13 protein-coding genes are annotated in these 24,488 nt (G+C 68.3%); 1 reads left to right on the forward strand and 12 read right to left on the reverse strand.

Features of this window, described 5'->3' with window-relative positions:
• Positions 1-73: 73 nt before the first annotated feature.
• From AB0M14_RS23515 to AB0M14_RS23530, 4 genes are all read right to left on the reverse strand, one after another.
• Positions 74-1,867 (reverse strand): long-chain fatty acid--CoA ligase, encoded by a 1,794-nt coding sequence (locus AB0M14_RS23515; RefSeq protein WP_364998292.1) that lies wholly within the window; start codon positions 1,865-1,867, stop codon positions 74-76.
• 121 nt (positions 1,868-1,988) lie between these two features.
• On the reverse strand, positions 1,989-2,906 hold the full coding sequence (locus AB0M14_RS23520; protein ID WP_364998294.1) for an alpha/beta hydrolase: 918 nt from the start codon (positions 2,904-2,906) through the stop codon (positions 1,989-1,991).
• Positions 2,907-2,915: 9 nt separating this feature from the next.
• Positions 2,916-3,746: an SDR family NAD(P)-dependent oxidoreductase gene (locus tag AB0M14_RS23525; RefSeq protein ID WP_364998296.1), complete on the reverse strand. Its 831-nt coding sequence runs from the start codon at positions 3,744-3,746 to the stop codon at positions 2,916-2,918.
• Between the two features lie 2 nt (positions 3,747-3,748).
• Positions 3,749-5,275, reverse strand: coding sequence for an NAD(P)/FAD-dependent oxidoreductase (locus AB0M14_RS23530; RefSeq protein ID WP_364998298.1), 1,527 nt, complete (start codon positions 5,273-5,275; stop codon positions 3,749-3,751).
• 69 nt (positions 5,276-5,344) lie between these two features.
• Between AB0M14_RS23530 and AB0M14_RS23535 the strand changes: the two genes are divergently transcribed.
• On the forward strand, positions 5,345-5,977 hold the full coding sequence (locus AB0M14_RS23535; protein WP_364998300.1) for a TetR/AcrR family transcriptional regulator: 633 nt from the start codon (positions 5,345-5,347) through the stop codon (positions 5,975-5,977).
• On the opposite strand, the gene AB0M14_RS23540 is transcribed toward AB0M14_RS23535, so the two are convergent.
• The 8 genes from AB0M14_RS23540 to AB0M14_RS23575 are packed head-to-tail and all read right to left on the reverse strand — an operon-like array spanning position 5,933 to position 24,461.
• Entirely contained in the window at positions 5,933-9,019 is a 3,087-nt protein-coding gene (locus AB0M14_RS23540) for an amino acid adenylation domain-containing protein (RefSeq protein WP_364998302.1), read from the reverse strand. The genes AB0M14_RS23535 and AB0M14_RS23540 overlap by 45 nt on opposite strands.
• On the reverse strand, positions 9,019-13,986 hold the full coding sequence (locus AB0M14_RS23545) for an amino acid adenylation domain-containing protein (RefSeq protein ID WP_364998304.1): 4,968 nt from the start codon (positions 13,984-13,986) through the stop codon (positions 9,019-9,021). Before AB0M14_RS23545 ends, AB0M14_RS23540 begins: the two co-directional genes overlap by 1 nt.
• A complete protein-coding gene (locus AB0M14_RS23550) occupies positions 13,973-14,827 on the reverse strand; it encodes a 3-hydroxyacyl-CoA dehydrogenase family protein (protein WP_364998306.1) in 855 nt (284 codons plus the stop codon). Before AB0M14_RS23550 ends, AB0M14_RS23545 begins: the two co-directional genes overlap by 14 nt.
• Positions 14,824-19,227, reverse strand: coding sequence for a condensation domain-containing protein (locus AB0M14_RS23555; protein WP_364998308.1), 4,404 nt, complete (start codon positions 19,225-19,227; stop codon positions 14,824-14,826). The genes AB0M14_RS23550 and AB0M14_RS23555 overlap by 4 nt, the downstream gene beginning before the upstream one ends.
• Before the next feature lie 17 nt (positions 19,228-19,244).
• The gene (locus AB0M14_RS23560; RefSeq protein WP_364998311.1) at positions 19,245-22,094 is read right to left on the reverse strand and encodes an amino acid adenylation domain-containing protein; all 2,850 of its coding nucleotides are present in this window, start codon (positions 22,092-22,094) and stop codon (positions 19,245-19,247) included.
• Complete coding sequence (locus tag AB0M14_RS23565; protein ID WP_364998313.1) at positions 22,091-23,089, reverse strand: 3-oxoacyl-ACP synthase; 999 nt, start codon at positions 23,087-23,089, stop codon at positions 22,091-22,093. Before AB0M14_RS23565 ends, AB0M14_RS23560 begins: the two co-directional genes overlap by 4 nt.
• Positions 23,086-24,186: an acyl-CoA dehydrogenase family protein gene (locus tag AB0M14_RS23570; protein WP_364998315.1), complete on the reverse strand. Its 1,101-nt coding sequence runs from the start codon at positions 24,184-24,186 to the stop codon at positions 23,086-23,088. The genes AB0M14_RS23565 and AB0M14_RS23570 overlap by 4 nt, the downstream gene beginning before the upstream one ends.
• Positions 24,183-24,461 carry an acyl carrier protein gene (locus tag AB0M14_RS23575; RefSeq protein WP_364998317.1) on the reverse strand — a complete coding sequence of 93 codons (279 nt, stop codon included), beginning with the start codon at positions 24,459-24,461 and terminating at the stop codon, positions 24,183-24,185. Before AB0M14_RS23575 ends, AB0M14_RS23570 begins: the two co-directional genes overlap by 4 nt.
• Positions 24,462-24,488: the final 27 nt, after the last annotated feature.

Here is a 24,488-nt window from a genome sequence, read left to right on the forward strand (position 1 = left end):
CTGGCCGACGCCATACGCGAAAGGCGCTGCTTGCGAATCGACTTCGCGAACAGCGCCTTCGGCGTCAGCTACTTCAGTTGTAGATCGAGTCCACGTCGGCGGCGTACTGCTTCATCACCACGTTGCGCTTGAGCGACATCTTCGGGGTGAGCTCGCCGGTCTCCTGGGTCCAGTCGACCGGGAGGATGCGGATCTTCTTGATGGCCTCGGCCTTGGAGACCTTGTGGTTGGTCTCCGCGACGGCGGCGTCGACCTCGGCGACCAGCGCCGCGTTCTCGATCAGCTGCTCGATCGGGGTGTCGGCGGCGACGCCGTTGCGTTCCTTCCAGCCCGGCAGGGCTTCCGGATCGAGGGTGATCAGGGCGCCGATGAAGGGCTGGCCGTCACCGACCACCATGACCTGGCTGATCAGCGGGTGCGCGCGCAGGGAATCCTCGAGCACGGCGGGGGAGACGTTCTTGCCGCCCGCGGTGACGATGATTTCCTTCTTGCGGCCGGTGATGGTGACGTAGCCTTCGCCGTCGATGGCGCCGAGGTCGCCGGTCTTGAACCAGCCGTCGGCGAACGATTCGGCGGTGGCTTCGTCGTTCTGCCAGTACCCGCCGAACACCGAGAAGCCCTTGAGCAGCAGCTCGCCGTCCTCGGCGATCTTGACCGCGTGACCTTCCGTGGGCTTGCCGACCGAGCCGACCCGAATATTGTCGGGAGTGTTCACGGTGACCGCGGCCGTGGTCTCGGTCAGGCCGTAGCCCTCGTAGATGGTGACGCCGACGCCGCGGAAGAAGTGGCCCAGGCGCGCGCCGAGCGGGCCGCCGCCGGAGACCGAGGCCTCGCACTGGCCGCCGAGCGCGGTGCGCAGCTTGCTGTAGACGAGCTTGTCGAACAGCGTGTGCTTGAGCTTGAGCACCAGGCCCGCGCCGCCGTTGTCGAGCGCCTCGCTGTAGGCGATGGCGGTGTCGGCGGCCGCGTCGAAGATCTTGCCCTTGCCGCCGTCGTGCGCCTTCTGCTTGGCGCTGTTGAACACCTTCTCGAACACGCGCGGCACGGCCAGGATGTAGTGCGGGCGGTAGGCGCCGAACTGGTCGACCAGGGTGGTCCAGTCGGCGGTGAACCGGATCGTCACCCGAGCGTCGAAGGAGGCCAGGGTCAGCGCACGCGCGAACACGTGGGCCATCGGCAGGAACATCAGGGTCTTCTTGCCGGGGCCCATGAACTTGTCGGCCGCGATGCGGTCGGACCGGGACTGGCCGTACAGGTTCGCGTGGGTCAGCGCGACGCCCTTGGGGCGGCCGGTGGTGCCGGAGGTGTAGATCAGGGTGGCGGGCGATTCCGCGCCGACCTGCTTGCGGCGCTCGTGCACCACGCTGTCGTCGAGGTCCGCGCCCCGCGCGACGAGCTGGTCGACCGCGCCGCCGTCGATCTGCAGCGTCTCGGCCAAGCCCGGCAGCGCGCCGTCCTCGATCTCCGCGATGGTGGCCTGGTGCTTGGCGTTCTCCAGGATCAGCAGCTTGGTGGCGGAGTCCTGCAGGATCCACTTGGCCTGCTCGGCGGCCGAGCTGTCGTAGATCGCGACGGTGCAGCCGCCGGCGGCCCAGATGGCGAAGTCGATCAACGCCCACTCGTAGCGGGTCGCGGCCATGATGGCGACGCGATCGCCGACCTCGATGCCGGAGGCGACAATGCCCTTCGCGACGCCGGTGACGGCCTTCGCGAATTCCGCCGCGGTGACGTCGGTGAAGCCACCCTTGCCGTCCGGCACGTTGAACAGGATCGCGTCCGGCGACTGTTCGGCGTGCCGGAAGACGTTATCGGAATTATTCGCGTCCGCCGGGATTGTGTAAGAAGCCGGAACTTCGAACTCGCGCATCAGTGCCCTTCCACGTGGTCTACTCGCCAGTAATCTACGACACCTATGAGGCGGTCGTCATATCGACCACCGGAAACGTGTTCGACCCGCGGTCGACGCCCGGTGGGAGTGGGGATCGGTGTCATCCTAGGTCGCGCATCGACACCGGTTGGACCCCTTCTTTCAAGAATTCGGCCAGTTCGGTCACCGCCGCCGCGGCAGGCGCCACGAAGGCCGCCTGCGCTTGCGCGACATGCCACAGTCCCTGGCTTTCGGTGAACCGGACATGCACACCCGCGGCGCGCAGTGCGCCGGCCAACTCTACGCACTGGCTGTGCAGCAGTTCACTCACATCGACCTGCACATAGGTGGGCGGCAGGCCGTTCAGGTCGCCGCGCAGCGGCGCGTAGCCGGTGTCCTGGCTGTCGCCTTCGCCCAGGTAGGCGGCGGCGCAGGCGCGCGACCAGGGCCGGTTGATGACCAGGTCGCGTTCGCGCTCGGGCACCACGTTCGGGTCGGTCCACGGCGCGATCAACCCGAGCGCGGCCGGGGTCAGGCCGTGCCGGGCGATGAGGCGCTGCGCGGTGGCCAGGCTCAGTCCGCCACCGGCCGAGTCGCCCGCGATGGCGATCTGGTCGGCCCGCAGGCCCGCGTTCTCGACCAGCTCCAGGAACGCCGCGGTGGCGTCCTCGAGCCCGGCCGGGAACGGGTGTTCCGGCGCCAGCCGGTAATCGAGCAGATAGACCGCGCACCCGGTCTCGTGCGCCAGCCGCCCGGCCAGCGAACGGTGGGTCGCCAGCGAGCCGACCGCGTAGCCGCCACCGTGCAGGTACAGCACCGCGCCCTCGGTGGATTTGCCTCGGGCGGTGAGCTTTTCGGCGGGGCGGCCCGCCAGCCGGAGCCGATGCACGACGGTGTTGTCGGGCAGCCATTGCAGCGCCGAACCCAGATCCATCAGCTTGCGCTGGAGCGGGAACGACAGCCGGGCGTTGAGCATGGCCGGAAACATCCGCCCCAGTACGGCTTTGGTGATCGGCAGCGGAATGTTGATGTCGCGCATCAGGTGACCTCAGGGCTGAACGGCCCGGTTGACCACGGCGGAAATCCGTTGGTAGCCGGAGGCGGTGATTCGGACGAACGCGTCGAGCAGCTTGGCTTCCCAGCCGATCAGCACGCGGCCGTGGCGCTTGCGCACGCCCTCGGTGATGACCTGCGCGGCCATCTCGGGGGTGTGGATGGCCAGCTTCGCGTCGAACATGGCGGCGGCCTTCTTGCCGTCGATGCCCTCGGCGAAGGTGGAGTTGCGCGCGACCGCGGTCTTGATGCCGCCGGGGTGCACGCAGGTCACCTCTACCGGGTGCTTGCCGAGGATCATCTCCTGGCGCAGCGACTCGGTGAAGCCGCGGACCGCGAATTTCGCCGAGTTGTAGGCACTTTGGCTGGGCACGGCGATCAGGCCGAACAGGCTGGAGATGTTGACGACATGGCCCGCCCCGGATTCCATGAGCATCGGCAGGAACGCCTTGGTGCCGTTGACGACACCCCAGAAGTCCACGTCCATGATCCGCTCGATGTCCTTGAACTCCGACTTGATCACATCACCGTGGTAGGCGATACCCGCGTTGTTGTAGATCTGGTGCACCACGCCGAAATGCGCCTTGACGGCGTCGGCGTAGAGCAGCACCGCTTCCCGCTCGGCGACATTGAGCCGATCCGATTTCACCTGCGCGCCAAGGGCTTCGCAGCGGCGCACGGTTTCGGCCAGGCCCTCGGTGTCGATATCGGAGAGCGCCAGCTTCGCGCCGCGCTTGGCCAGATTCTCCGCGAGGGCACGACCGATGCCGGAGCCGGCGCCGGTGATCACACAGACTTTGCCCTTGAAGTAAGCATCGTTGCCCACTGTTATGCCACCACTTTCTTCGCGCCCGTAGACGACGTCGTTTCGTATGCCGATACGTCGAACTTTTTGGTCAGCCTACGGAATTCGAAGGTGAAGTCCGGCCAGAGCGTCGTATTGTTTCCGTGCTTGTCGAGGTACCAGCTGGCGCAGCCGCCGTTGTTCCAGACGCTCTTGGACAGCTTCTGCTGCAGACCCTGGTTGTAGGTGTCCTGCACGTCGCGGCGCACTTCGACCGTTCGCAGGCCGAGCCGGTCCACGGTGGCCAGCGCGTCGGCGATGTAGTTGATCTGCGATTCGATCATGAACACCATCGAGGTGTGGCCCAGGCCGACGTTCGGGCCGAGCAGGAAGAACATGTTCGGGAAGTTGGCGATGGCCGAACCCTTGTAGCCCTGCTGGCCGATCTCGTCGAAGACCTCGGACAGCGTGCGGCCGTCCTTGCCCGCGATGGTGTTGTAGGTCGGGGAGTCGGTGACGTGGAAGCCGGTCGCCACGATCAGGGCGTCGATCTCGCGCTCGGTGCCGTCCTTGGTGACGATCGAGTTGGCGCGGACCTCCTTGATGCCGTCGGTGACCACGTCGACGTTGTCGCGGCTCAGTGCCGGGTAGTACTCGTTGGAGATCAGCATGCGCTTGCAGCCGATCCGGAAGTTCGGGGTGACCTTCTTGCGCAGCTCCGGGTCGCGAACCTCGAACTGCAACTTGGCCTTGGCCAGCAGTTCGAAGCCCTGCATGATGGCCGGCAGCTTGGCCAGGCCGACGACCTGGGTCTCGCGGGCGGCGTAGATGGCGGCCCGGGACAGGCGCTGCACGCCGGGAATGTGCTTGAACGCGAAGCGTTCCGGGGCCAGGTACGGGCGGTCCATCCGGGGCAGCAGCCACGGCGCGGTGCGCTGGTAGACGTCGAGGTGACCGACCTTCGCCGCGATGGCGGGCACGATCTGGATGGCGGAGGCGCCGGTGCCGATGATGGCGACGCGCTTGCCGGTCAGGTCGGCGTCGTGGTTCCAGCGGGCCGAGTGGAAGACCTCGCCCTCGAACTCGTTGATGCCCTTGATGTCCGGGAGCGCCGGCTCGCACAGCGCGCCGACCGCGGAGACCACGGTGTCGGCGGTGAAGCTGCCCTGGCTGGACTCGATCTCCCACAGCGAGGTCTCGGTGTTCCAGCGGGCGCTGGTGACATCGCAGTTGAACAGGTGCTTGTCCAGCACGTTGTACCGCTCCGCCACACTGCGAATGTACTGCTGGATCTCGCCCTGCTTGGAGAACGAGCGCGTCCAGTTCGGATTGAGCGCGAAAGAGTAGGAGTACAGGTGCGACGGCACATCGCAGGCCGCGCCCGGGTAGGTGTTGTCCCGCCAGGTGCCGCCGACATCGCTGCCGCGCTCCAGGACGAGATAATCGGTGCGGCCCTGCTGGCTCAGCCGGATAGCCAGCCCGAGGCCCGCGAATCCACTGCCGATGATGATCGTCTTGGCGTGGCGGGTGGGGCGGTTGCCGACAGCTTTGTCTGTAACCTTGCGACTCATGTAACCGAGAGTACGGTCTTATTGAGCACGAGTCAACAGTATTGAATATCGTTCAGTAAGGTGGTCTTCGTGGGTAGTAAAGCGAACGGGGAAACCAAGCGGGTCCGGCTCAGCCCGGACGAGCGCCGTCTGCAGCTGATCACCCTGGGGGTCAAGATGCTCGGCGAGCGGCCCCTGGAAGAGATCTCCGTCAGCGATATCGCCGAACAGGCCGGCATTTCCCGCGGCTTGCTGTTCCACTACTTCCCGACCATGCAGGACTTCCAGCTCGCCGTGGTCGCCCACGCCAACACCGAACTGCTGCAACGCGTCCGGCCGGACAGCTCGCTCGACATCTTCGAGAAGCTGCGCGATTCGATCGAACGCTATATCGACTACGTCAGCGAGAACCGTCAGTCCTACTTGGCGCTGCTGCGCGGCCCCGCCAGCGCCAGCCCCGACCTGATGTCGCTGGTCGACCAGACCCGCCTGTCGATCGTCGAGATGATCTTGGCCGAGCTGCCCCTCGCGGTGCCGCAGGATGACCGTCCGCGCCTGGTGCTGGCGGTGCGGGGCTGGATCGCGTTCGTCGAGGAGATCACGCTGAGCTGGCTGCGGTCGGAGACCATCACGCGCGAGCAACTGGTGGATCTGCTGGTCGAATCGCTGATGACGCTGTCACTGGCCCTCGATCCCGCGCTCGCCGCCGCCCTGCGCGGCTGACGCCAGCGGCGTCTCGGGCGCGGCGTCCGGGTCCGCGCAGATCGCGGCGAGGGTGGTGGTCAGGCTGGTGGCCAGGGCTTGGATGGTTTCCGGGTCCCATAGTTTCGCGGCGTAGCGGAATTCGGCGCGAATGCCGCCGGGCCGGCCGCCCGCTTCGATGCGTTCGCGGGCCTGGAGCAGGATCTCGAATTCGGCCCGCTGTGCGGGCAGGTCGCGCAGGCCGACTTCCAGGTCGCCGACGGCGGCCGGGGCGGCGACCTGACGGAAGAATGTGGTGACGATCTGCGGGACCGCCGTCGCGCCCGCCGGGATCAGGCGTTCGTAGGGGTACTCGCGGTGTTCGTAGGCGTCGAGGACGCGGTCGCGAACCTGACGGATCAGGTCGCGGTAGGTGGGTGTCGCGGTGCGGTCGGTGCGGATCAGGACGATGTCGACGGCGCAGCCGAGCATGGTGTCGAGCTCGGCGCGGTCCCGGCCGCTCAGTGCGGTGCCGATGACGAGGTCCGGCCCGGCGCCGTGCCGGGCGAGGGCGCAGACCAAAGCGGTGTGCAGCACCGAGTAGGTGGTGGCGCCGCAGTGGCGGGCGGCGGTGAGCAGGCGGGTGTGGGTGTCGGCGTCGATGTCCAAGGCCAGGGCGGTTGCCGGGCTCGCGCCCGCTCGTGGATGGTCGACCGGCAGTGGGGGTTCCGGTGTGATTCCCGCCAGGGTGGCGCGCCAGTAACCGGTCTGCTTGGCGAAGCGGGCGCCGGGATCGGTGTTCGTGCCGCGCGGCGTGAGCGTGTAATCGGCGTATTGGTATGCGGGTGTGGGCCATTGGGGCGGCTGATCGGCGGCGCGGGCGTGGTAGGCGTATTGGAGTTCGCTCAGCAGGGTGCCCAGCGATTCGGCGTCTCCGGCGCAGTGATGCACCACCACGAGTAAAACGTGATGGTTCTCGTCGACGGCGAAAAGTCTTACTCGCCAGGGTGGTTCGTTCATCAGCCGGAAACCGCGCGCGGTCTCCCGGGCGAGCAGCTGGTCCAGATCGTCGAGTTCCGCCGGGATCTCGAGGTAGTCGACGTCCTCGGGGCGGAAATCGAGAATCTCCTGCACCGGCCCGGTGGTCTTGAAAGGCAGGATGGTGCGCAGGATTTCGTGCCTGCGCACGAGATCGTGCACCGCCGCGCGGATCGCCGTGGTGTCGAGCGGGCCATGCAGGTCGAGCGCGGCGGGCATGAGGTAGTCGGCGGTGCCCTCGCCCAGATAGTTGACGGTCCAGAGCCGGTGCTGGACCGGGCTGAGCGGAATCGCCGCAGGGCGGCGAATGGTGTCCGGCACCGGCTGGTGGCCGCCGGGGCGATCGGCAAGCAGACGGTCCAGCCCGGCCACCGTGGGTGCGTCGAGCAGGTCGCGCATGGTCACCGTGAGATTCAGCGCACGACTCGCGGCGCTCGCCAAACGTATTGCGGCCAGCGAATTTCCGCCGATTTGGAAGAAGTCGTCATCGAGACCGGCCTGGGGCGTGCCGACGGCCTCGGCGAACAGTCCGGCCAGGATGCGCTGGCGCGGTGTGCGGGGGGCGCGGGCCGCCGCGGCTTCGGGCAGGGTCAGGGCTTCGCGGTCGACCTTGCCGTTGGCGGTGAGCGGCAGTGCGGGGATCTGCACGATGACGGCGGGCAGCAGATAGCTCGGCAGTCGAGTGCCCAGCTGGTCGCGCAGGGCCGCGGTATCGACGTCGTGCTCGGCCACGATGTGCGCGATCAACGTCTTTCCCGCCGGCATCCGGTGCGCGGTGACGACGGCGGCCGTGACGCCGCGTTCAGAGCGCAACGCCTGCTCGATTTCGCCGGGCTCCACCCGGATCCCGTTCACCTTGACCTGCCGATCGGTGCGGCCGAGAAACCGCAGCTCACCGTCAGCACCCCAGCTGCCCTGATCCCCGGTGCGATACATCCGCGATCCAGGTGCGCCGAACGGATTCGCGGTGAACCAGCTCGCGGTACGGCCGGGCATCCCGAGGTAACCCTGCGCCAAACCCGCACCGGTCAAATAGATTCCGCCGACCACGCCGGGCTGGACGGGTCGCAGCTGGGTGTCCAGGACGAACGCCTCGGTGTGATCGACGGCCCGGCCGACCGGGAACGGCTCGCCGCCGATCGGGCCCGGCGGAACGGTGTAGGCGGTCGCATAGGCCGTGGCCTCGACCGGACCGTAGATATTGACGACCTCGAAATCCGGAGCCACCGCCCGCAGCGCGCGCACGGTCTCCGGAGCGAGGACGTCGCCCGCGCTGGAGATGGTGCGCAGCGCGCCGAGACTTTCCGGGATGTCGGCCACCAGCACTTGGAACAGCCCGGCCGGGCACAGCATGGCGGTGACCGCACCCGCGTGCAGCACGTGGCGGAAGTCGTCAGCACCCAAGCGAGCCGGCGCGGCGATCACCGCGGTATGACCTTGCAGCAGCGGCATCCACAGCTCCCACACGACCATGTCCCAGGTGTAGGGCGAATGCACCAGCATGCGTGCGTATTCCGGCCCGGACGCGATGCGGTCGACGGCACGCGCGACGATCGCCCGATTGGTGACCTGGACCCCTTTGGGCTCGCCGGTCGATCCGGAAGTGAACATCAGCCACGCCACCGCCTCGGCGGGCACCTCCGTAACGACCTGCCCGGCACGACTTTGCCTGGGACCGGCGATCATTCGAATAGCGTCGATATCGTCGAGTACTACTCGGGTTGCCGTGTGCCGCAGCATCCATTCGACTCGCGCGGGCGGATCTTGTTCGTGCAGTGGTACGCAGGTCGCGCCGAGCTTCATCAAGGCGAGTAGCGCTACGACCAGTTCTGGCGAACGGGGTAGGCGGACGGCGACGGGGGTGCCGAGGTGCACGGCATGGTTTTCGGCCAGGTGCTGTGCGAAAGCGTCTGCCCGATGGTCGAGTTCGGCGTAGGTCAGGTGTTCGCCCTCGTGCCAGAGGGCGGCGCGGTCCGGGAACGAGTGGGCGATGTCGGCGAACGCCGCGGCGATGCTGCGGTCGGTGCGGTGGTTGGAGGGGGCCATCACAGTCCGTTCCGGTTCGAGAGTTCGTCGAGGAGTTCGGTGAGGTGCGCGATGATGCGGTGGATGCGCAGGTAGCCGACCAGGTCTCGGTGCCAGTTCAGGGCGATCCGTAGTTCTTCCCGCGGCCACACCGTGGCGGTGAGCGGGGACAAGGTGATCTCCCGGGACTCCACGCCGGTCAGGGTGAGGTCGCCGAGGGGGAGCTCTGCCGCCGAGGTGTCCACCGGGTAGGACTCGAAAACCAGTAGGGTGTCGAACAATTCGCGTATCGGGAGTGCGGTGGCCGACTCGATTTCGGCGAGGCCGAGATAGGTGTGGTCCACGACCGCCGCTTGCGCGTCCTGCACCGCGCGCAGTTGTGCCTCGAGCCCGGTATCCGGTTGGCGGCGCACCCGCACCGGGACCGTGTTGATGAAGGAACCGACCATCGCGTCGACGCCTGGAATGCCTGCTGGTCGGCCGGAAACCACTGTGCCGAAGAGGATGTCGTCGCGGTCGGTGGCCGCGCCCAGCACCTGGGCCCAGATGTACTGGAAGACGGTGTTGAGGGTGACCCCGGCCGCTGTGGCGAGCTTGGTCAGGTTGCCGGTCTGGTCCGCCGTCAATGTCAGCACGTGTTCGGCGGCCGAGCGGCCAGGGGCGGGTGGTGTCGCACGGGGTTTGGCGACCAGGGTGGGGCCGTTGAGGTCGTGGAGTGCGGCGCGCCAGGCCGACCCGGCCGACGTGCGATCCTGCGCCTGCCGCCAGCGCAGGAAACTACCGAAGCCGTCGTCGATGTCGACCGGCTCGCTGGGCACGCCGAGGGTGTAGGTCGTCAGCAATTCGCGCAGCAGGATGGCCGCGGACCAGCCGTCGAGCAGCAGGTGGTGACTGGTCACGGCAAGCGTCCACGCTTCGGCGCCGGTCTGGATCAGCAGGAAGCGGAGCAGTGGTGGTGCGGTGAGGTCGAAGGGGCGCAATTGTTCCTCGGCGAGCAGGTCGTCCAGACCGGCCGGGTGCGCGCGCAGATCGGTTTCTCGCACGGAGATCGGCGCGTCCGCCGTGACGATCTGATACCAGCGGGTGTGCTCCGCGTCGCGCAGGTAGGCGGTGCGCAGCGCGGCGTGCCGACGCACGACGTGCTGGGCGGCGGCGCGCAGGCGGGCCCGATCGGGGGTGCCGGTGCAGGTGAGCAGCACCTGCACCGTGTGCACGTCGACCGCGTCCGGCTCCTGGGGTGCGAGCGCGGCGAAGGTCTCCTGGATCGGGGTGAGCGCCCAGATGTCGTGCAGCCCTGGGTATCGACGTTCCCAGGCCTCGATGTCGGATTGCCGCACTGGCACGGCGAAATCCGAGGGGGTGCGCCCGCCCGCTCCCGGCGTCTCGGCATGGCGCGCCAGCGCGGTCAGGGCCTCGAGCCACAGGTCGGCGAGATCGCGCACCTGGTCGCGATTCAGCAGCGTCCGCGGGAACGCGAAACCGGCGGTGAGCTTGCCGTCGGTCACCACCGCGTCGATGGCGACGGCGGCGCTCGCGGGCAGGCCGGAATCATGAGTGTGCTCGGTGGTTTCCGCGGATTCCGGATCCGGAGCGGGCAGCCAGGGGCCGCGCATCGCCGAACCGCTGGAGATCGCACCCAGATAGGTGAAGGCCAGCTGTGTGGTCTCGGCGGGCAGCTGGTGGGCGGTCTCCGAGTTGAGGTAGCGCAACAGTCCGTACCCGATGCCGGAGCCGGGCACCGAAAGCAACTGCTCCTTTACGATTTTCACGGCCGCGCCCAGCTCGGTCCCGCTCGCCATCGCGGCGTCGATGTCGATGCCTCGCAGGTCCAGCCGGCACGGATAGGCGGCGGTGAACCAGCCTACGGTCCGTGAAAGATCCGCCGCGGCACCGAGATCGGGTTCCCGGCCGTGTCCTTCCAGCCGAATCGCGGTGCCCGCGTCATCCAGTCCACGGCGTCGCCGCCACGCCGACACCGCCAGCGTGAGCGCGGTCAGCAGAACCGTGTTGGCGTCGGTGCGGTACAGCGCGGGCAGCGTCGTCAGCGCCGAGGTGGTCAGCGCCTCGTCCAGGCCGACCGGAATCCGCAGCACCGTCGCGGCAGTGTCGATCCGCGGATCGAGCGGCCGATCCGTGAACAGCGAATCCGGACCCGAAAGGCTCTGCCACCGAGTGACTTCGGTGCGCCGTTCCGGCCGGTGCGCCTCCTCGCGCAGGCTGTGCGCCCAGCGCCGCATCGAGGTTCCGGCACTGGGAAGGGTCGGCCGCGCACCTGCCCGCACCTGCGCCCACGCGGCCAGGAAATCCGGAATCAGGATGCGCCAGGAGACGCCATCGATGGCGATGTGGTGCACGACGACGATCAACTGCCCGGTGCCATCGGCCTGGCGGAGCCATACGCATTGCGTTACAACGCCATTGGCGGGATCCAGTCGCCCGATCGCGGCGTCGGTCACGCCGGAGCCGCGCGGTGTGCCCGCATCGGCATCGATGCGGGTGAGGATCTTGTCGAGGTCCAGCGAGTCGGCGGGGTCGGCGAACATGCGCCAGCGGCCGCTGGCGTCGCGGTAGAGGCGGGCGCGGAGCATGTCGTGCCGTGCGATGACCGCGCTGAGCACCGTGCGCAGCTGCGCCTCGGTGATCCCGGCGGGGAGGTCGAGGACCATGTGCTGGGCGTAGCGGTCGAAGGAGACGCCGCCGGATTCGGCGTGCGCAATCAGCGCGAGAACCGCTGGGGTGGGCGGCAATTCACCGATGCCGCCGCCGGGAAGTTCGGTGTGGACGTCCTGACCTTGCGGGCCGCTCGTCGCGATGGTGGCCAGGCCCGCGACCGTGCGGTGTTCGAAGACGTCCTGGGCCGTGAAGCGCAGGCCCCGGGACTTCGCGCGGGAGACGAGCAGGATCGACATCACGCTGTCGCCGCCGAGGGTGAAGAAGGATTCGTCGACGCTGATCGGGTCGCGGCCCAGCACTTGAGTGAAGATCTCGGCGAGCATCGCTTCGGTCTCGGTGCGCGGAGCGCGGAAGGGAGCCTGGCGCGGTGCCGGGGCGGGCAGTGCCGCACGGTCCAGCTTGCCCGCCGCGTTCCGGGGGAAAGTGTCCAGAAGGAGGATTTCGTCGGGCACCATAGCCGAGGGCAGCAGCTGTGAAAGCTGCTTGCGCAGTCGTTCTTCGGTGCAGTCGGCGCCGGATATCGGGATCACATAGGCGAGCAGCCGGCCTTCGGGGCGGAGGATCGCGGCGGCTTGGGCGACCGGCGGCAGAGCGGAGAGCGCGGCTTCGATTTCGCCGAGTTCGATGCGGACGCCGTGGCGCTTCACCTGGAGATCGGCGCGGCCCTGGTAGTCGAGCAAGCCGGTGGCGCTGTTCCAGCGGACGACGTCGCCGGTGCGGTAGAGCCTGCCGCCGGGTTCGAAGGGATTGGCGACGAAGCGGTCCGCGGTGCGGCCCGGATCACCGAAGTAACAGCGCGCCAGCTGGACTCCGGAGAGGTAAAGCTCGCCTTGGGCGTCGTCGGGAACCGGGCGTAGGCAGGAATCCAAGACGTAGGCGCCGGTGTTGTGCGCGGGTGCGCCGATCGGGATCGGGCCCGAATCCTGGGTGCTGACGTGGTATCCGGTGACCGCGCCGGTCGCCTCGGTGGGGCCGTACAAATTGTGCAGGCGCGCCGGGGTGGCGGCGGCGAAGCGCTGCGCCAGTGCCGGAGTGAGTGTTTCGCCGATCATCAGGACCCGGCGGAGACCGGCCGGGAACTCGGGGGCGACCGCGAGCTGGCTGGTCAAGGTGGAGGGCACGAACTGGACCGTGGTCACGGCGTGCGTGGCGAGCAGGTGTGCGAGTTCGGCGGGATCATTGTCGGCCGCGGGTGGCGCGATGACCAGGCGGGCGCCGATGTGCAAGGGCCACAGCAGTTCCCAGATCGAGACGTCGAAGGTCACCGGCGTCTTCTGCACCACGGTGTCGGAGTCGTCCAGGCCCAGGTGGTCGGTCATCCAGTGCAGGTGGTTCACCACGGCGGCGTGGGTTACCGCCACACCCTTGGGGGTTCCGGTCGAGCCGGACGTGAACATCACGTAGGCAAGGTGATCCGGATGCGGCCCGGAACGGTTCAGGGGAGTACTCGGCGTGGAGACGTGCTCGCCGATCGGCAGATCTTCCAGGTAGTTGACGGCTGTTGCCACGCAGTCGAATCCGGAGCTGCGCGTGCTGAGCACCACCAGAGGTGCGGCTACTTTCAGGATGCGCTCGAGTCGCTCGGCTGGATGCCCGGGATCCAGCGGTAGAAAGGCGCCGCCGGCCCGCAGGACCGCGTAGACCGCGACTATGGCGTCGATCGAGCGCGGCACCGCGACGGCGACCACGGTATCCGGACGCACTCCTCGACGGATCAGCCAGTGCGAGAGCCGGTTTACGCGAGCATCGAGTTCGCTGTAGGTGATCGATGCCGTGCCGTAGACCAGGGCGGTGGCTTCGGGCGTGCGGCGCACAGCATCCGCGAAACCGCTCAGCGTGGTTTCGGTCGAGCCGAATGACCGGGCCGGGCCGTTACGGCTCAGGATCGACTCGCGCTCGTCCGCCGCGGTCAGATCGAACCGGCCTACCGGCGTGTTCGGCGCGGCCACGAGCGCCGCGAAAAGTCTCGAGAAGGAAGCGAGTTCGGTGTCGGGGAGCCCGATCTGCCAGCCGTCGCCGTGCTGCGTCGCCGTCGGTGAGTCCGATAGCGGCGTGCCCGCGTGGGCACGGCGCAGACCTGCGCCCACCTGTGCGGCGAGGGCCCGGAATTCCTGATCCGGCCGCACCTCGACCTCGAGCTCGGTGACCAGCGCACCGATGCGCTGTCCCACCGTGACTTTGGAGGTACCGGATCGGCGATGCAGGTACACCGCCAACCCGGCGAGCACGACCGCGCCCGCGCCGCCGCTGCGCCTGGCCAAGCGGCCGAGCCCGGCGGTGTCCTCGAGCAGCACGTTCGTCTCACGGATACGCATGGAAACCCCTGCCCGTCTTGCGCCCCAAATGCCCGGCCGCCACCAGCTCCGCCAAGGCCCGCGGGACCCGGTAGCGCCCGTCGCCGGTCGTTTCCCGCAGCACCACCAGGGTGTCGGCGACGTTGTCGAGGCCGATCAGGTCGGCAGTGCGCAGCGGGCCCATACGGTGTCCGAGGCAGCCTTCGAAGAGCTCGTCGATAGTGGCGGCGTCGGTGCCGGTCTCGGTGATGGCGGCGGCCTCTGCGATGCCCAGCATCAGCACCCGGTTGATCACGAAGCCGGGCCCGTCGCCGACGACGATGCCCTTCTTTCCGAGCGCGCCGAGCAGGGCCAGGGCCCGGCGCAACGCGTCGGGGGCGGTCCGGTCGGTAGTGACTACCTCGACCGTTTCGGTGAGCGGCGCGGGGTTCATGAAGTGCAACCCGAGGATTCGCTCTGGCCGGCTGGTCACGGCGGCCAGCTCGGCGATCGGGATGGCCGAGGTGCCAGAGGCGAAAACCGCCGACGGCGGGCAATGCCGGTCCAGCTCGGCGAAGAGCGAACGCTTGAGTTCGATGCGCTCGGTGACGGATTCGATGACGAAGGTGCTGTCGCCGAGATCTTCCAGGCGGTCGGTCCAAGTAATGCGTGCGGTGATGTCCGGGATGTCGGCCGCCTTCGGCCCACGCCCCAGCAACACGCTCAACCGCAGTGTGGACTTCAGCTCCTGGCGGGCGCGTTCGATGGCCGCGGCATCGTTCTCGACGACGGTCACCGATATCCCGGCCTGCGCGACACACTGGGCGATACCCGCGCCCATCACGCCGGCGCCGACGACACCGACCCGATGTTCGACAGTCATGGGTGTACCTCCGTTTCATACTCGAAACCCGCGCTCGCGGTGACGAAGACGCACTCGTCCGGCCTGGTCCGCGCGGCTTCCAGCAGCCGGACCAGATCGACGAGCAAGTCCTCGGCCGAAGCGCGATCGAAAAGCTCTGTTGCGTAATTCAGATGCAGCGCAGGGGATTGCGGCGTCCAGGACAGCTCCAGCTCGGCACTGGGAGCGCCCGGTGAACCACTGCCGGTGGCCATGCCGAGGTACCGAACCGGCGAGTCGCCGCTCTCGCCGACAACGGTCCCGCGGTCCCGCAGTGTGCGCCAGGTCGCGTCCTGAGGGATCTCAGCGGTCGCGTAACGCGGCTGTCCCGCAGGCGAATCCGGCAGCCGGATGGGCACCCGGCTCTGTCCGGAATACCAAGCCAGCAGGACCGAGTAGGCGTCGTAGAGAGCGGCGTCGAATGCTGCCTGGGGCAAGGGATCCGCTGGATGCGTCTCGAATTCGAGCGGGTGGGAAGCGTGAGCGTGGTGGAAAGTGCGGTGGGCGGTGCGGGGGCGGTCGGTGGGGATGCGCAGGGGTGGTTCGGTGGGGGTGGGGGGTGTGATGAGGGCGTTGATGGGTGGGGGTGTGGGGGCGGTCATGGCGGTGAGGATTTGCAGGAGGTCCGTCGCGATGGCGGTGATTGTTCGGCGGGTGAAGAGTTCGGTGCTGAACTCCAGGCAGGCGCTGATGTCACGGGCCGTGCCGGGGTATTCGAAGGTGACGAGCGTGAGGTCGAATTTGGCTGTGCCGGTGGGTAGTCCGCCGAATTCGTTGCCGGATGAGTGGTCGACGTCGAACAGTTCGCCGGCGGATTCGTCGACGTTGTCGGCGCGGGAGATGACCTGGTGGATGTAGAGGACGTCGAAGAGCGGGGTGCGGGAGAGGTCACGGTGGTCGACTACGGCGTTCACGACGCGGTCGAACGGGATTTCCTGGTGTTCGAGGGCGTCCAGGACCTTGGAGCGGACGCGGGTCAGCAGGTCGGGGAGGGATCGGTCGGCGCTGAAATCGGTGCGCAAGGCGACCGTGCTGTTGAAATAGCCGATCAGATCCTGGAATTCGCGGCGGCCGCGGCCGGTGGTCGGGGTGCCGATGACGATGTCGCGTTGTCCGCTGCGGCGGGCCAGGGTCAGGTAGAGGGCGCTGAGCAAGACCACGAAGAGTGAGACCGACTCGCGGTGCGCCACCGCGCGCAACGCGGTGATCAGGTCCGCGGGAATCGTGAACGGGTGCAGATCGCCGACGAACGTCTTGCGTGCCGGGCGGGGGAAGTCGGTGGGCAGGGCCAGAATCGGTGCGCCGGTCAGTTCGGCACGCCAGTAGTCGAGTTCGTGGTCGAGGGCCGAGCTGCGCAGCAGGGCGCGGTGCCAGGCCGCGTAGTCGCGGTAGCGGATCGGCAGGGGGCCCAAGCGATGCGGGCGGCCCGCCTCGCGGGCGGCATACAGCTCGGGTAACTCCCGGGACAGGATCATCGGTGTCGCGCCGTCGGTCACCGCGTGATGGCAGACCAGTTGCAGCACATGGGCTTCCGGTTCCAGGGTGACCACAAGCACCCGCAGCAGCGGATCTTCGCCGAGGTCGAACGGCGCTTGCGCGGCGGCCTGCGCCAGGGCGCGCGCGGCGGCCGTGGGATCGGGTGCGGCCGAGACGTCGACGACACGGAAGTAGTCCGTGAGACGATCGCGGATTCGCAGCACGGGCAGCCCGTCCACCTCGGCGAAGTTGTAGCGCAACACTTCGTGGCGTTCGATCAGATCGTCGAAAGTGCCCTGCAAGGCGTCGATATCGAGCGGGCCGCGGAGCAGCTGTACGACCGGATAGTTGTACATCGTGGTGTCGGGATCGAACTGGTGGTGAAACCACATCCGCTCCTGGCCGGACGACATCACCGGTTCGTCATGCGCCACCAGAGCCGGAATCGGCGCGCGCTGTGGTGTTTTCGCCTCCACTGCCCTGAGGAGATCGGCGAAGTCGGCCAGAAGCGGCCGTTCATAGATGTCGAGCAATTTCGGCCGGAAGCCGAAGGACTCCTCGATCCGATCCACCAGTTGCACGGCGATGAGCGAATTGCCGCCGAGCGCGAAGTAGTTCGCGTCCTCGTCCAGGTCCGTGCCGGTACCGAGCAACTCGGCGAGAGTTTCCCGAAGCCAACGCCCCGGGTCGGCGATCTCGCGCACCGCCGGGGACTCCTTACCGGAAGACAGGAAGTTCTGGAAGCGCGGCAGCTCGACCCAGCAGCGTTCTTCCGTCATCGGATGACCCGGCAGGCGCACACGATGCGCGTCGGTGGGCACCAGTGCGTCCCAATCGATCTCGACGCCGTACTCGTACAGTTTGCCGATCAGCACTTCGAGAGCCTCGGAATCGTGAGCAGCGGAGACGATCTCGGCCTCTGGGGCCAAATCCGCAATGCGGTTCCCGAGCAGTCCGCCGGGGCTCGGCTCGACGAACACCATCGGTCCCTCGTCGAGCAGCGCCCGCACGGCGACGAGCAGTCGATCGGTGTCGACCGTCGGTGCGGCGGCAGCGAGTTCACCAGCCTCGACCGGCTCGCGGGAACCGAGCAGATAACGCGAGGCATACCGCGAAGATCCGGCACTGAGCAGAGCGGCGAACTCGATACCGCACTCACGAAGCCGCTCATGCACCGCGATCTGCCCAGCCAGCACCTGCGCGGTGTCGCCGACCGCCGGAAGCTGGGGAGGCAGAGCGGCATCCGCCGTAGAACAAGCCGGCGACGCATCGGGAGAAAGCAACAACACGACCCGCGGCTTACTGGGTATCGGCCGAGTCGTAACCGCGGCTGTCTCCAGCGCATCGGCAAGTTCCCTTGTGTCCGAAGCTGTTACGGCAATCCGGTATTCGTAATGCGTCCGGCCGATCCCGAGCGTCGTGGCGACTTCGTCGAGCGTGACGGGTACGCGGTGGACAGCGGCGAGTGCGTCTCCGGATGTCGCGTGTGTGCCGGGAGCGGTGCTGGATGTATCTCGAGGCCCGGTGGACGGATCGCGCAACGCGGCTGCGAGTTGAACGCACAGTTCGTCGAGTGCCTGCGGGCTGCGCGCGGAGACTCCGATCAGTCGCAGCTCGGGCGACGGCACGGTGGGCGGAGGTGGCGGGGCTTGCGCTATGACGCAATGCGCGATGCTTCCGCCCAAGCTGAAGGAGCTGACGCCGGCGAGGCGTGGCGCGTCGCCGGTCCAGGAGCGTGAGGTGGTGAGTACTTCGAGACCAGCCTGCGCCAAATCGAATCCGCCGGTGGGGCGGGTGAAGTGGAGCGACGGATACAGCTCGGCTTCGGACACGCTCAGGACTGCTTTGACCAGGCCGGCGATCGCCGAAGCGTGGTCGAGGTGGCCGATGTTCGTTTTCACCGAACCGATCGGGAGCACCTGACCGGTCGCACCGAACACCGTGCTGAGGCCTTCCAGCTCCACCGCGTCGCCCAGCCGGGTGCCCGACCCGTGCGTCTCCAGGTAACCGGCCGCGCTGGGATCGATTCCCGCGTTAGCCCAAGCCTTTTCGATCACCGCAGCTTGTCCGGTGGCACTCGGGGTACTGATCGTCGCGGCTGCTGCTCCGTTGTGCCGCGTCGCACTCCCGCGGATCACCGCATAGATCGGCGCCCGATCAGCCTGTGCCCGCGCCACAGTGGTCAGCAGTAGCACCGCACCGCCCTCACCGTTCACGGTCCCGTCGGCGTCGGCGTCGAATGCCCGGCACACTCCGCTGGGCGACATGATCTCGCTGAAACCGCCGCCACCCCACGACGGTGACCCGTGCACCCGCACCGCGACACCGCCGGCCAGCGCGTAATCCGCATCGCCGGAAGATAATTCGCGGCACGCCTGATGTACGGCCAGCAGTGCGCTGTTGCAGCCGCTGTCCACTCCGAAGCACGCCCCGGTGAACCCGAACCGATGTGCGATCCGCGCGGGTCCAGCGAACGCGGCGTTCCCGAGCAGACTCAACGGTCCTGGGTCCACCGCCACGGCGTGATAACTCGACTGCCCCGCACTCAACGCCACCGCGGTGACCGCCCGCGCCAACCAGCCCGTCGCGTACCCCGCATCCTCGATCGCCCGATGCGCCAGCACCAGCGCCAGCCGCTGCTGCGGATCCATCACCGCCGCCTCCCGTGGCGACAGGTCGAAGAACCGCCAGTCGAACTGCTCGATATCGCTCAGATGCCCCATCGGCAGATACGTCACCGCCGGATCCAACCCGGTCGCCGCGATCCGCCCAGCCGGCATCGGCCCCACCGAGTCCCGCCCCGCCGCCAGATTGCTCCGGAACTCCGCAAGATCGGCCGCCTGCGGAAATCGGGCCCCGATTCCGACGATCGCGATATCGGTCGGACGGGTGTCACTGTCAGACAAGTCGTGCTCCTGCGTACTCACAGTTCGAAGGCCATGGTTGGGGTGGTGGGTGCCGCGTCCGGGGTGGGCGCTGCGGTCAGCGCGTTTTCCAGGGCCTGGACGTGGGCGCTGATCGTTCGCAGGTCGAAGAGCTGGCCGACTCGGAGTGCGCCTGGCCAGCGTTGTTCCATGTGCAGGTGGAGGAGGACCACGCGGTGGGAGTTGCCGCCTACTTCGAAGAACGAGTCGTCGCGGTCGAAGTCGTGGTGTTCGAGTGCGGTCGACCAGAGTTCGGCGATTTCGAGTTCGCGTTCCGTCCAGCCATGTCGGGTCGGGCCGGGGGGTGCGGCGTCGGAGGCGGCCGTGCGCAGGGCGGACTCGTCGAGTTTGCCCGCGGCGGCGATCGGAATGGCGTCGATGTGGAGGAAGCGGCTGGGGATCTCCATCGGCTGGAGTCTTTCCAGGCAGTAACGGGTGAGGGTGCGGCGTTCCGGTGGCGTGGCGGGGTCGGCAGGGACGAGGAAGGCCACCAATTCGGCTACCGTGTCCGGGTTTTCGAGAACGAGGGTCACGGCGTGCGCGACGCCGGGATGACTTTCCAGGACTGCTTCGACCGCATGCCGTTCCACTCGCGCGCCACGGACCTGCACCTGGCCGTCGCCGCGGCCGAGGAACTCGATCGCACCGGAGTTGTTGCGGCGGGATAGATCTCCGGTCCGGTACATCCGGGCGCCGGCGTCGACGGCGTAGGGGTCGGCGACGAACCTGGTCGCGGTGAGTCCCGGGCGGCCCGCGTAGCCGAGGGTGATTTGATCGCCGCCGAGGTATAGTTCACCGGTTTCGCCGCTGGTCGCAGGCTGGAGATCGGGACCGAGCACGGTCGCCGAATTGCCCGGCATCGCAGTGCCGATGGGAATGATCGCCGCGGCCGAATCAGGGTCGACGGTATGCCACACGCAGGTCACGGTCGCTTCGGTGGGGCCGTATTCGTTGAGCAGCAGGGTATTCGGGAGCAGTTGGTGATGCCGAGCGGCCAAGGCGGACGGCACCTGCTCCCCGGCCAGGGCAACGACCTGCGGTGCGCGCTCGGCCAGCGCGTCCAGCACGAGCCGGTAGTAAGACGGCGTCGCGATCAGGTGGCTGACGCCGGTCCGACGAGCGAGGGCGGCGACGGCTGCCGCGTCGGGGAGTTCCTGGTGGGTGGGGACGACCACCGTGCCGCCGACGGTGAATGCCCACGGCGCGAACAGCAATGACGCGTCGGCGGTGAGCGGGCAGGTCGACAGCGTGACCAGGTCGCCGTCGGTGTACGGGTAGGAGCGGCCCGCGATCATCGCGGCCAGGTTCGCGCGAGTGACCACTACGGCCTTGGGGATGCCTGTTGATCCCGACGTGGTAATCACATATGCGGGGGCGCTTGCTGGTGGCGGATCGGGGAGGGGGCCGATGGCCGACCGATCTCCGATCGACAACAGTGCGACAGGGCGTCGCGACGAGGCGAAGAGCGATGCCACATCGTCGTCCTCGGAGCTCCGACAGAGCACAGCAGTGCAATTGATCTGGGAGAGCAGGGCTTCGATTTGTGCGGCCGGGCGGTCAGGGTCCACCAGGCACCAGGCTGCCCCGGCACGCAGCGCGGCGAGCATGGCGATCATCGAATCGGCGCTCTGCGGCAGATAGCACAGCACCACATCACCCGGCCTGACACCAGCTCCGACCAGCCGACCCGCGAGTTCGGCAGTGCGAGAGCCGATTTCGGCATAGGTGAGGCGCTGCTCGCCCGAGATCAGAGCGACACGGTCGGGAACTCGCGCGACTTGACGCAGTAGACCGGTCACCAGATCCCCCGGCGGCACCGGAGCATCGGGCGCGCGCAGAAGTACATGCCCGGTGTTCGGCACGGCGGTGGTTCCGTCGTGCCCGAGCAGCACCCGCTCCGCGTCCTGCTCGAGCACCGCGAACCCGGCGAACCGCAAGGTCACCAGCATCACCCGATTGACCGGCGTGGGCACGAATTCCGCCACCGCGCGCTGTCCCCGGGCAGCGGCGCGATCGATCAGGTGCGCCAGCAGCGCACCGCCGACCCCGCGCGACATCACCCGGCACGACATGAGCAACAGCAGCACCGCCGACTCGTCCCCGCGAAACTCGCTGACCGACAACCCGATTGCCCCGTACTCACCGAATCGGTCGCCGAGCGTGGCGATCAGCACCTCGTGGCGCGGCGACCCGCTCAGCTCCCGCAGCTCGTCGAGGTCGAAGGTGCGCCCGGTGGTGTTGAGCTGATTGGTGCGCACCGTGAGTTCGTGTGCCCGGGCCAGATCCGCTTCGGCAGCCCGGCGCACCGTCATCACCAGGCCGAGACCGGCGAGGAACTCGGCGTCCGAGCCGTCGAAGGACGAAGCGCTCTCACGCCGAATCTGTTCGGCCCGATAGCGTTTCCTGCGATCCCGGGCATCGGCGGTGATCACCTCGGGGTTGAACTCGGGCAACTCGGGCAGGCGCGCCAGATCCGCGGCGGCATAGCAGCGGACCTGGGGGAGCGCGGCCGCGACCTCGGCGCGTTCGACCGGATCGTTGTCCACGAACGCGATGGCGTCCAGTCCGATGTTCAGGTGTTCGGCGATCTGGCGCACCGCCGCGGATTTGGCGCCCCAGCCGATCTGCAGCGAGCAGAACATCTCCGACAGCCCGTGCGCGTCGAGATGCGCGGTGGCGAGGGCGGGTTCGGAGCGGCTGGCGACCGCGTGCAGGATGCCGCGTTCGTCGAGCCGCCGCAGCACCCGCCAGGCTTCCGGATGTGGTGCGGCGGCGTCGCTTTCCAGCACCACACCGTCCCACAGCGTGTCGTCGAGATCCCAGACCAGGCATTTCACGACGCCGCTCACAGTTCGATCCCTTCGTATTCCCGGTCCGGCAGCCGCCGCAGCAGGGTGGAACTCCAGGCCGCGACGGGGCTGCTGTTGAGCAGCAGGGTGTAGTCGCCCGGCGTGCGATGCGCGGCCGCCGCCTCCAGATTGACCAGCACGTCCAGCGATCCGAGATGCCCGTAGGCGGCGAGGTTGTGCCGGCAGGCCGGGTCGATACGCGTCTGGAGCGCCTCCGCCCAGAACGAGAACGCCCCGGCGGACAGGTTCTGCATCAGCACCGGACCCACGTCATGGAGCCGTAAACCGTTGCGGTCCAGCAGTTCCGAGTTCATCGAGGACAGGCGTTTGCGGCTTTCCACGGCCAGCCGGAAGCTATAGGTCGCCTCGTCGGCGCACTCCTCCCGCCAATCCCGATGCGGCAGATCGCGATAGTCGATCCGGAACAGGTCGGAGTATTTGCCGTCGCTGCGCACCAGGTGGTCGACCAGCTGGTAGCGCCCGGTTTTCGCGGTGCTCAGCAGCACGGCTCCGGCCCCGTCGCCCAGGACCGTCATCGGCGCGCGATACCGGAACCGCGTCGGTGCGGCGGCCGCCGCCACGATCAGCACCGTGCCGCAGTGCGCGTCGCCGCGCAGCAGCCCCGCCGCCAGGGTGAAGGCCGCGGAGATGGACGCGCAACCGAGCTCGCCGACCCCCGCGACGAAGGCCCGCTCCGCGCCCAGGCGATGTTGCAGCCGGGTGGCTTCGGAGGCCATCAGATAACGCGGTGCGCGGCCGCCTACCAGCAGCAACGCGTCGAGTTGGTCCGCGGCGAGGCCCGCACGCCGCAGCGCCTGTTCGGCGGCGGCGACGGTCAGCTCCTCGCCGGCACCTTCCGCACATCGCACGGTGTCGACACCCAGCGCCAGCGCGTGGGCACGCCGCTCCGCCGGCAACTCCGCCAATTCCGTGAGTTCGGGTACCGCGCAGGAGGTTTCAGGAAAGACCGACGACACCGGCCCGAGCGTGATCATCGTCCGGCCACCGCCGTCCGGAGCACGAACTCCCCGAGATCCTGCTCGGCCACCTCCCGCGCCCCCTCGATGATCTGCATGATCTTCGCGTCCCGGAAGAACCGCCCCGCCCGGCTGTCCGGCGCGCACCCCGCGGCCCCGAGAATCTGTACCGCGCGCTCGCTCACCGCGGCCGCGGCGGCCGCGGCCGTGTACTTCGCGGCGATGGCCCCCATCAGCGCGCCGGGATCCCGGTCGGCCCGCTGCTCGGCCGCCCGCACGCACAGCGCCCGCGCGCTTTCGACGTCCACCCAGCTGCGCCCGAGCATCGAGCGCACGGCCTGGTGATCGCCCAGCCGCGCATCGCCCTGCCGCCGGTCGCGCGCATGCCCGGCGGCGTCGGCCAGACAGGCCTGCGCCATGCCGAGACAGCCCCAGGCGATGGTGTACCGGCCATGATCCAGCGCGGTGCCGAGCACATGCGAAACCCCGAATCCGGGCCGCGCCAGCACATTTCCGGCGGGCACCCGGGCCGCGTCGAAACTCACGTGCGCGATCCGCGTGCCACGCAGCCCCAGCTGATCGCGGACCGGTTCGACGACCACGCCCGGCTGATCGGTCGCCACCAACGCCGCCACCGGCCCGCTCTCGGACTGACCCGCGACCAGCAGCACATCCGCCAGCGCCCCGAACGTGACCCACAGCTTGCGCCCGGTCAACGACAACTCCGACGACCCGCTGAACCGCGCCTGGATCCCCGACAGATCGCTCCCGGCCCCCGCCTCCGTCGCCGCGAGCCCGGCGAGCACCGCACCAGAAGTCAACTCCGGCAACCACTTCGAGCGCTGCGCCGGGGTGCCCCACCGGTCGACGGTGGCCGCCACCATCCCCTGCACCGTGAACAGCGACCGCAGCGAGGTGCACACCGCACCCAATTCGCTGGCCACCAGCCCGATCTCGTGCGCGTCGGCCCCGCGTCCGCCGTACTGCTCGGACCGATCCATTCCCAGCAGCGCGGCGCGCGCCAGTGCCAGCGCGGCGGTCCGGGGCAGCCCGCTGCGATCCCAGCCGGCCGCCGCCACCGCGGCGTCGGCGAGCACCGTTTCCAGGTCGCTCACCCGGCGGCGCCCGTCCACGCGACACCGCGCTTGCGGGTGACGAAATCGGCGGCGCGGTGCACGGTCCGGAAGTTGTCCAGGTCGAGATCGTCGATCTCCACCTCGAAGCCGAAGGTGCGCTCCAAATACGCCACCAACTCCAGCGCCCGCAGCGAATTCACCAGACCCAGCGCGAAGTAGTCGTCATCGGGCCCGAACTGGGCTCCGGTGATCACGCTGAAGTCCCGCAGCAACTGCCGCACCAACTCTGGCCGTACTGTCCCCGCGTCGCTCATCTGTCGAAAATTACCGGGCGGGGAGCG

Origin of the sequence: Nocardia sp. NPDC051832 (assembly GCF_040681285.1) — a bacterium.
Classification (GTDB): domain Bacteria; phylum Actinomycetota; class Actinomycetes; order Mycobacteriales; family Mycobacteriaceae; genus Nocardia.

What these genes read in the sequence shown, in the direction of transcription:
- AB0M14_RS23575 (WP_364998317.1), bottom strand. Translation starts at nt 24,461, where the DNA reads ATGAGCGACGCGGGGACAGTACGGCCAGAGTTGGTGCGGCAGTTGCTG.
- AB0M14_RS23515 (WP_364998292.1), bottom strand. Translation starts at nt 1,867, where the DNA reads ATGCGCGAGTTCGAAGTTCCGGCTTCTTACACAATCCCGGCGGACGCG.
- AB0M14_RS23530 (WP_364998298.1), bottom strand. Translation starts at nt 5,275, where the DNA reads ATGAGTCGCAAGGTTACAGACAAAGCTGTCGGCAACCGCCCCACCCGC.
- AB0M14_RS23540 (WP_364998302.1), bottom strand. Translation starts at nt 9,019, where the DNA reads ATGGCCCCCTCCAACCACCGCACCGACCGCAGCATCGCCGCGGCGTTC.
- AB0M14_RS23545 (WP_364998304.1), bottom strand. Translation starts at nt 13,986, where the DNA reads ATGCGTATCCGTGAGACGAACGTGCTGCTCGAGGACACCGCCGGGCTC.
- AB0M14_RS23550 (WP_364998306.1), bottom strand. Translation starts at nt 14,827, where the DNA reads ATGACTGTCGAACATCGGGTCGGTGTCGTCGGCGCCGGCGTGATGGGC.
- AB0M14_RS23520 (WP_364998294.1), bottom strand. Translation starts at nt 2,906, where the DNA reads ATGCGCGACATCAACATTCCGCTGCCGATCACCAAAGCCGTACTGGGG.
- AB0M14_RS23565 (WP_364998313.1), bottom strand. Translation starts at nt 23,089, where the DNA reads ATGATCACGCTCGGGCCGGTGTCGTCGGTCTTTCCTGAAACCTCCTGC.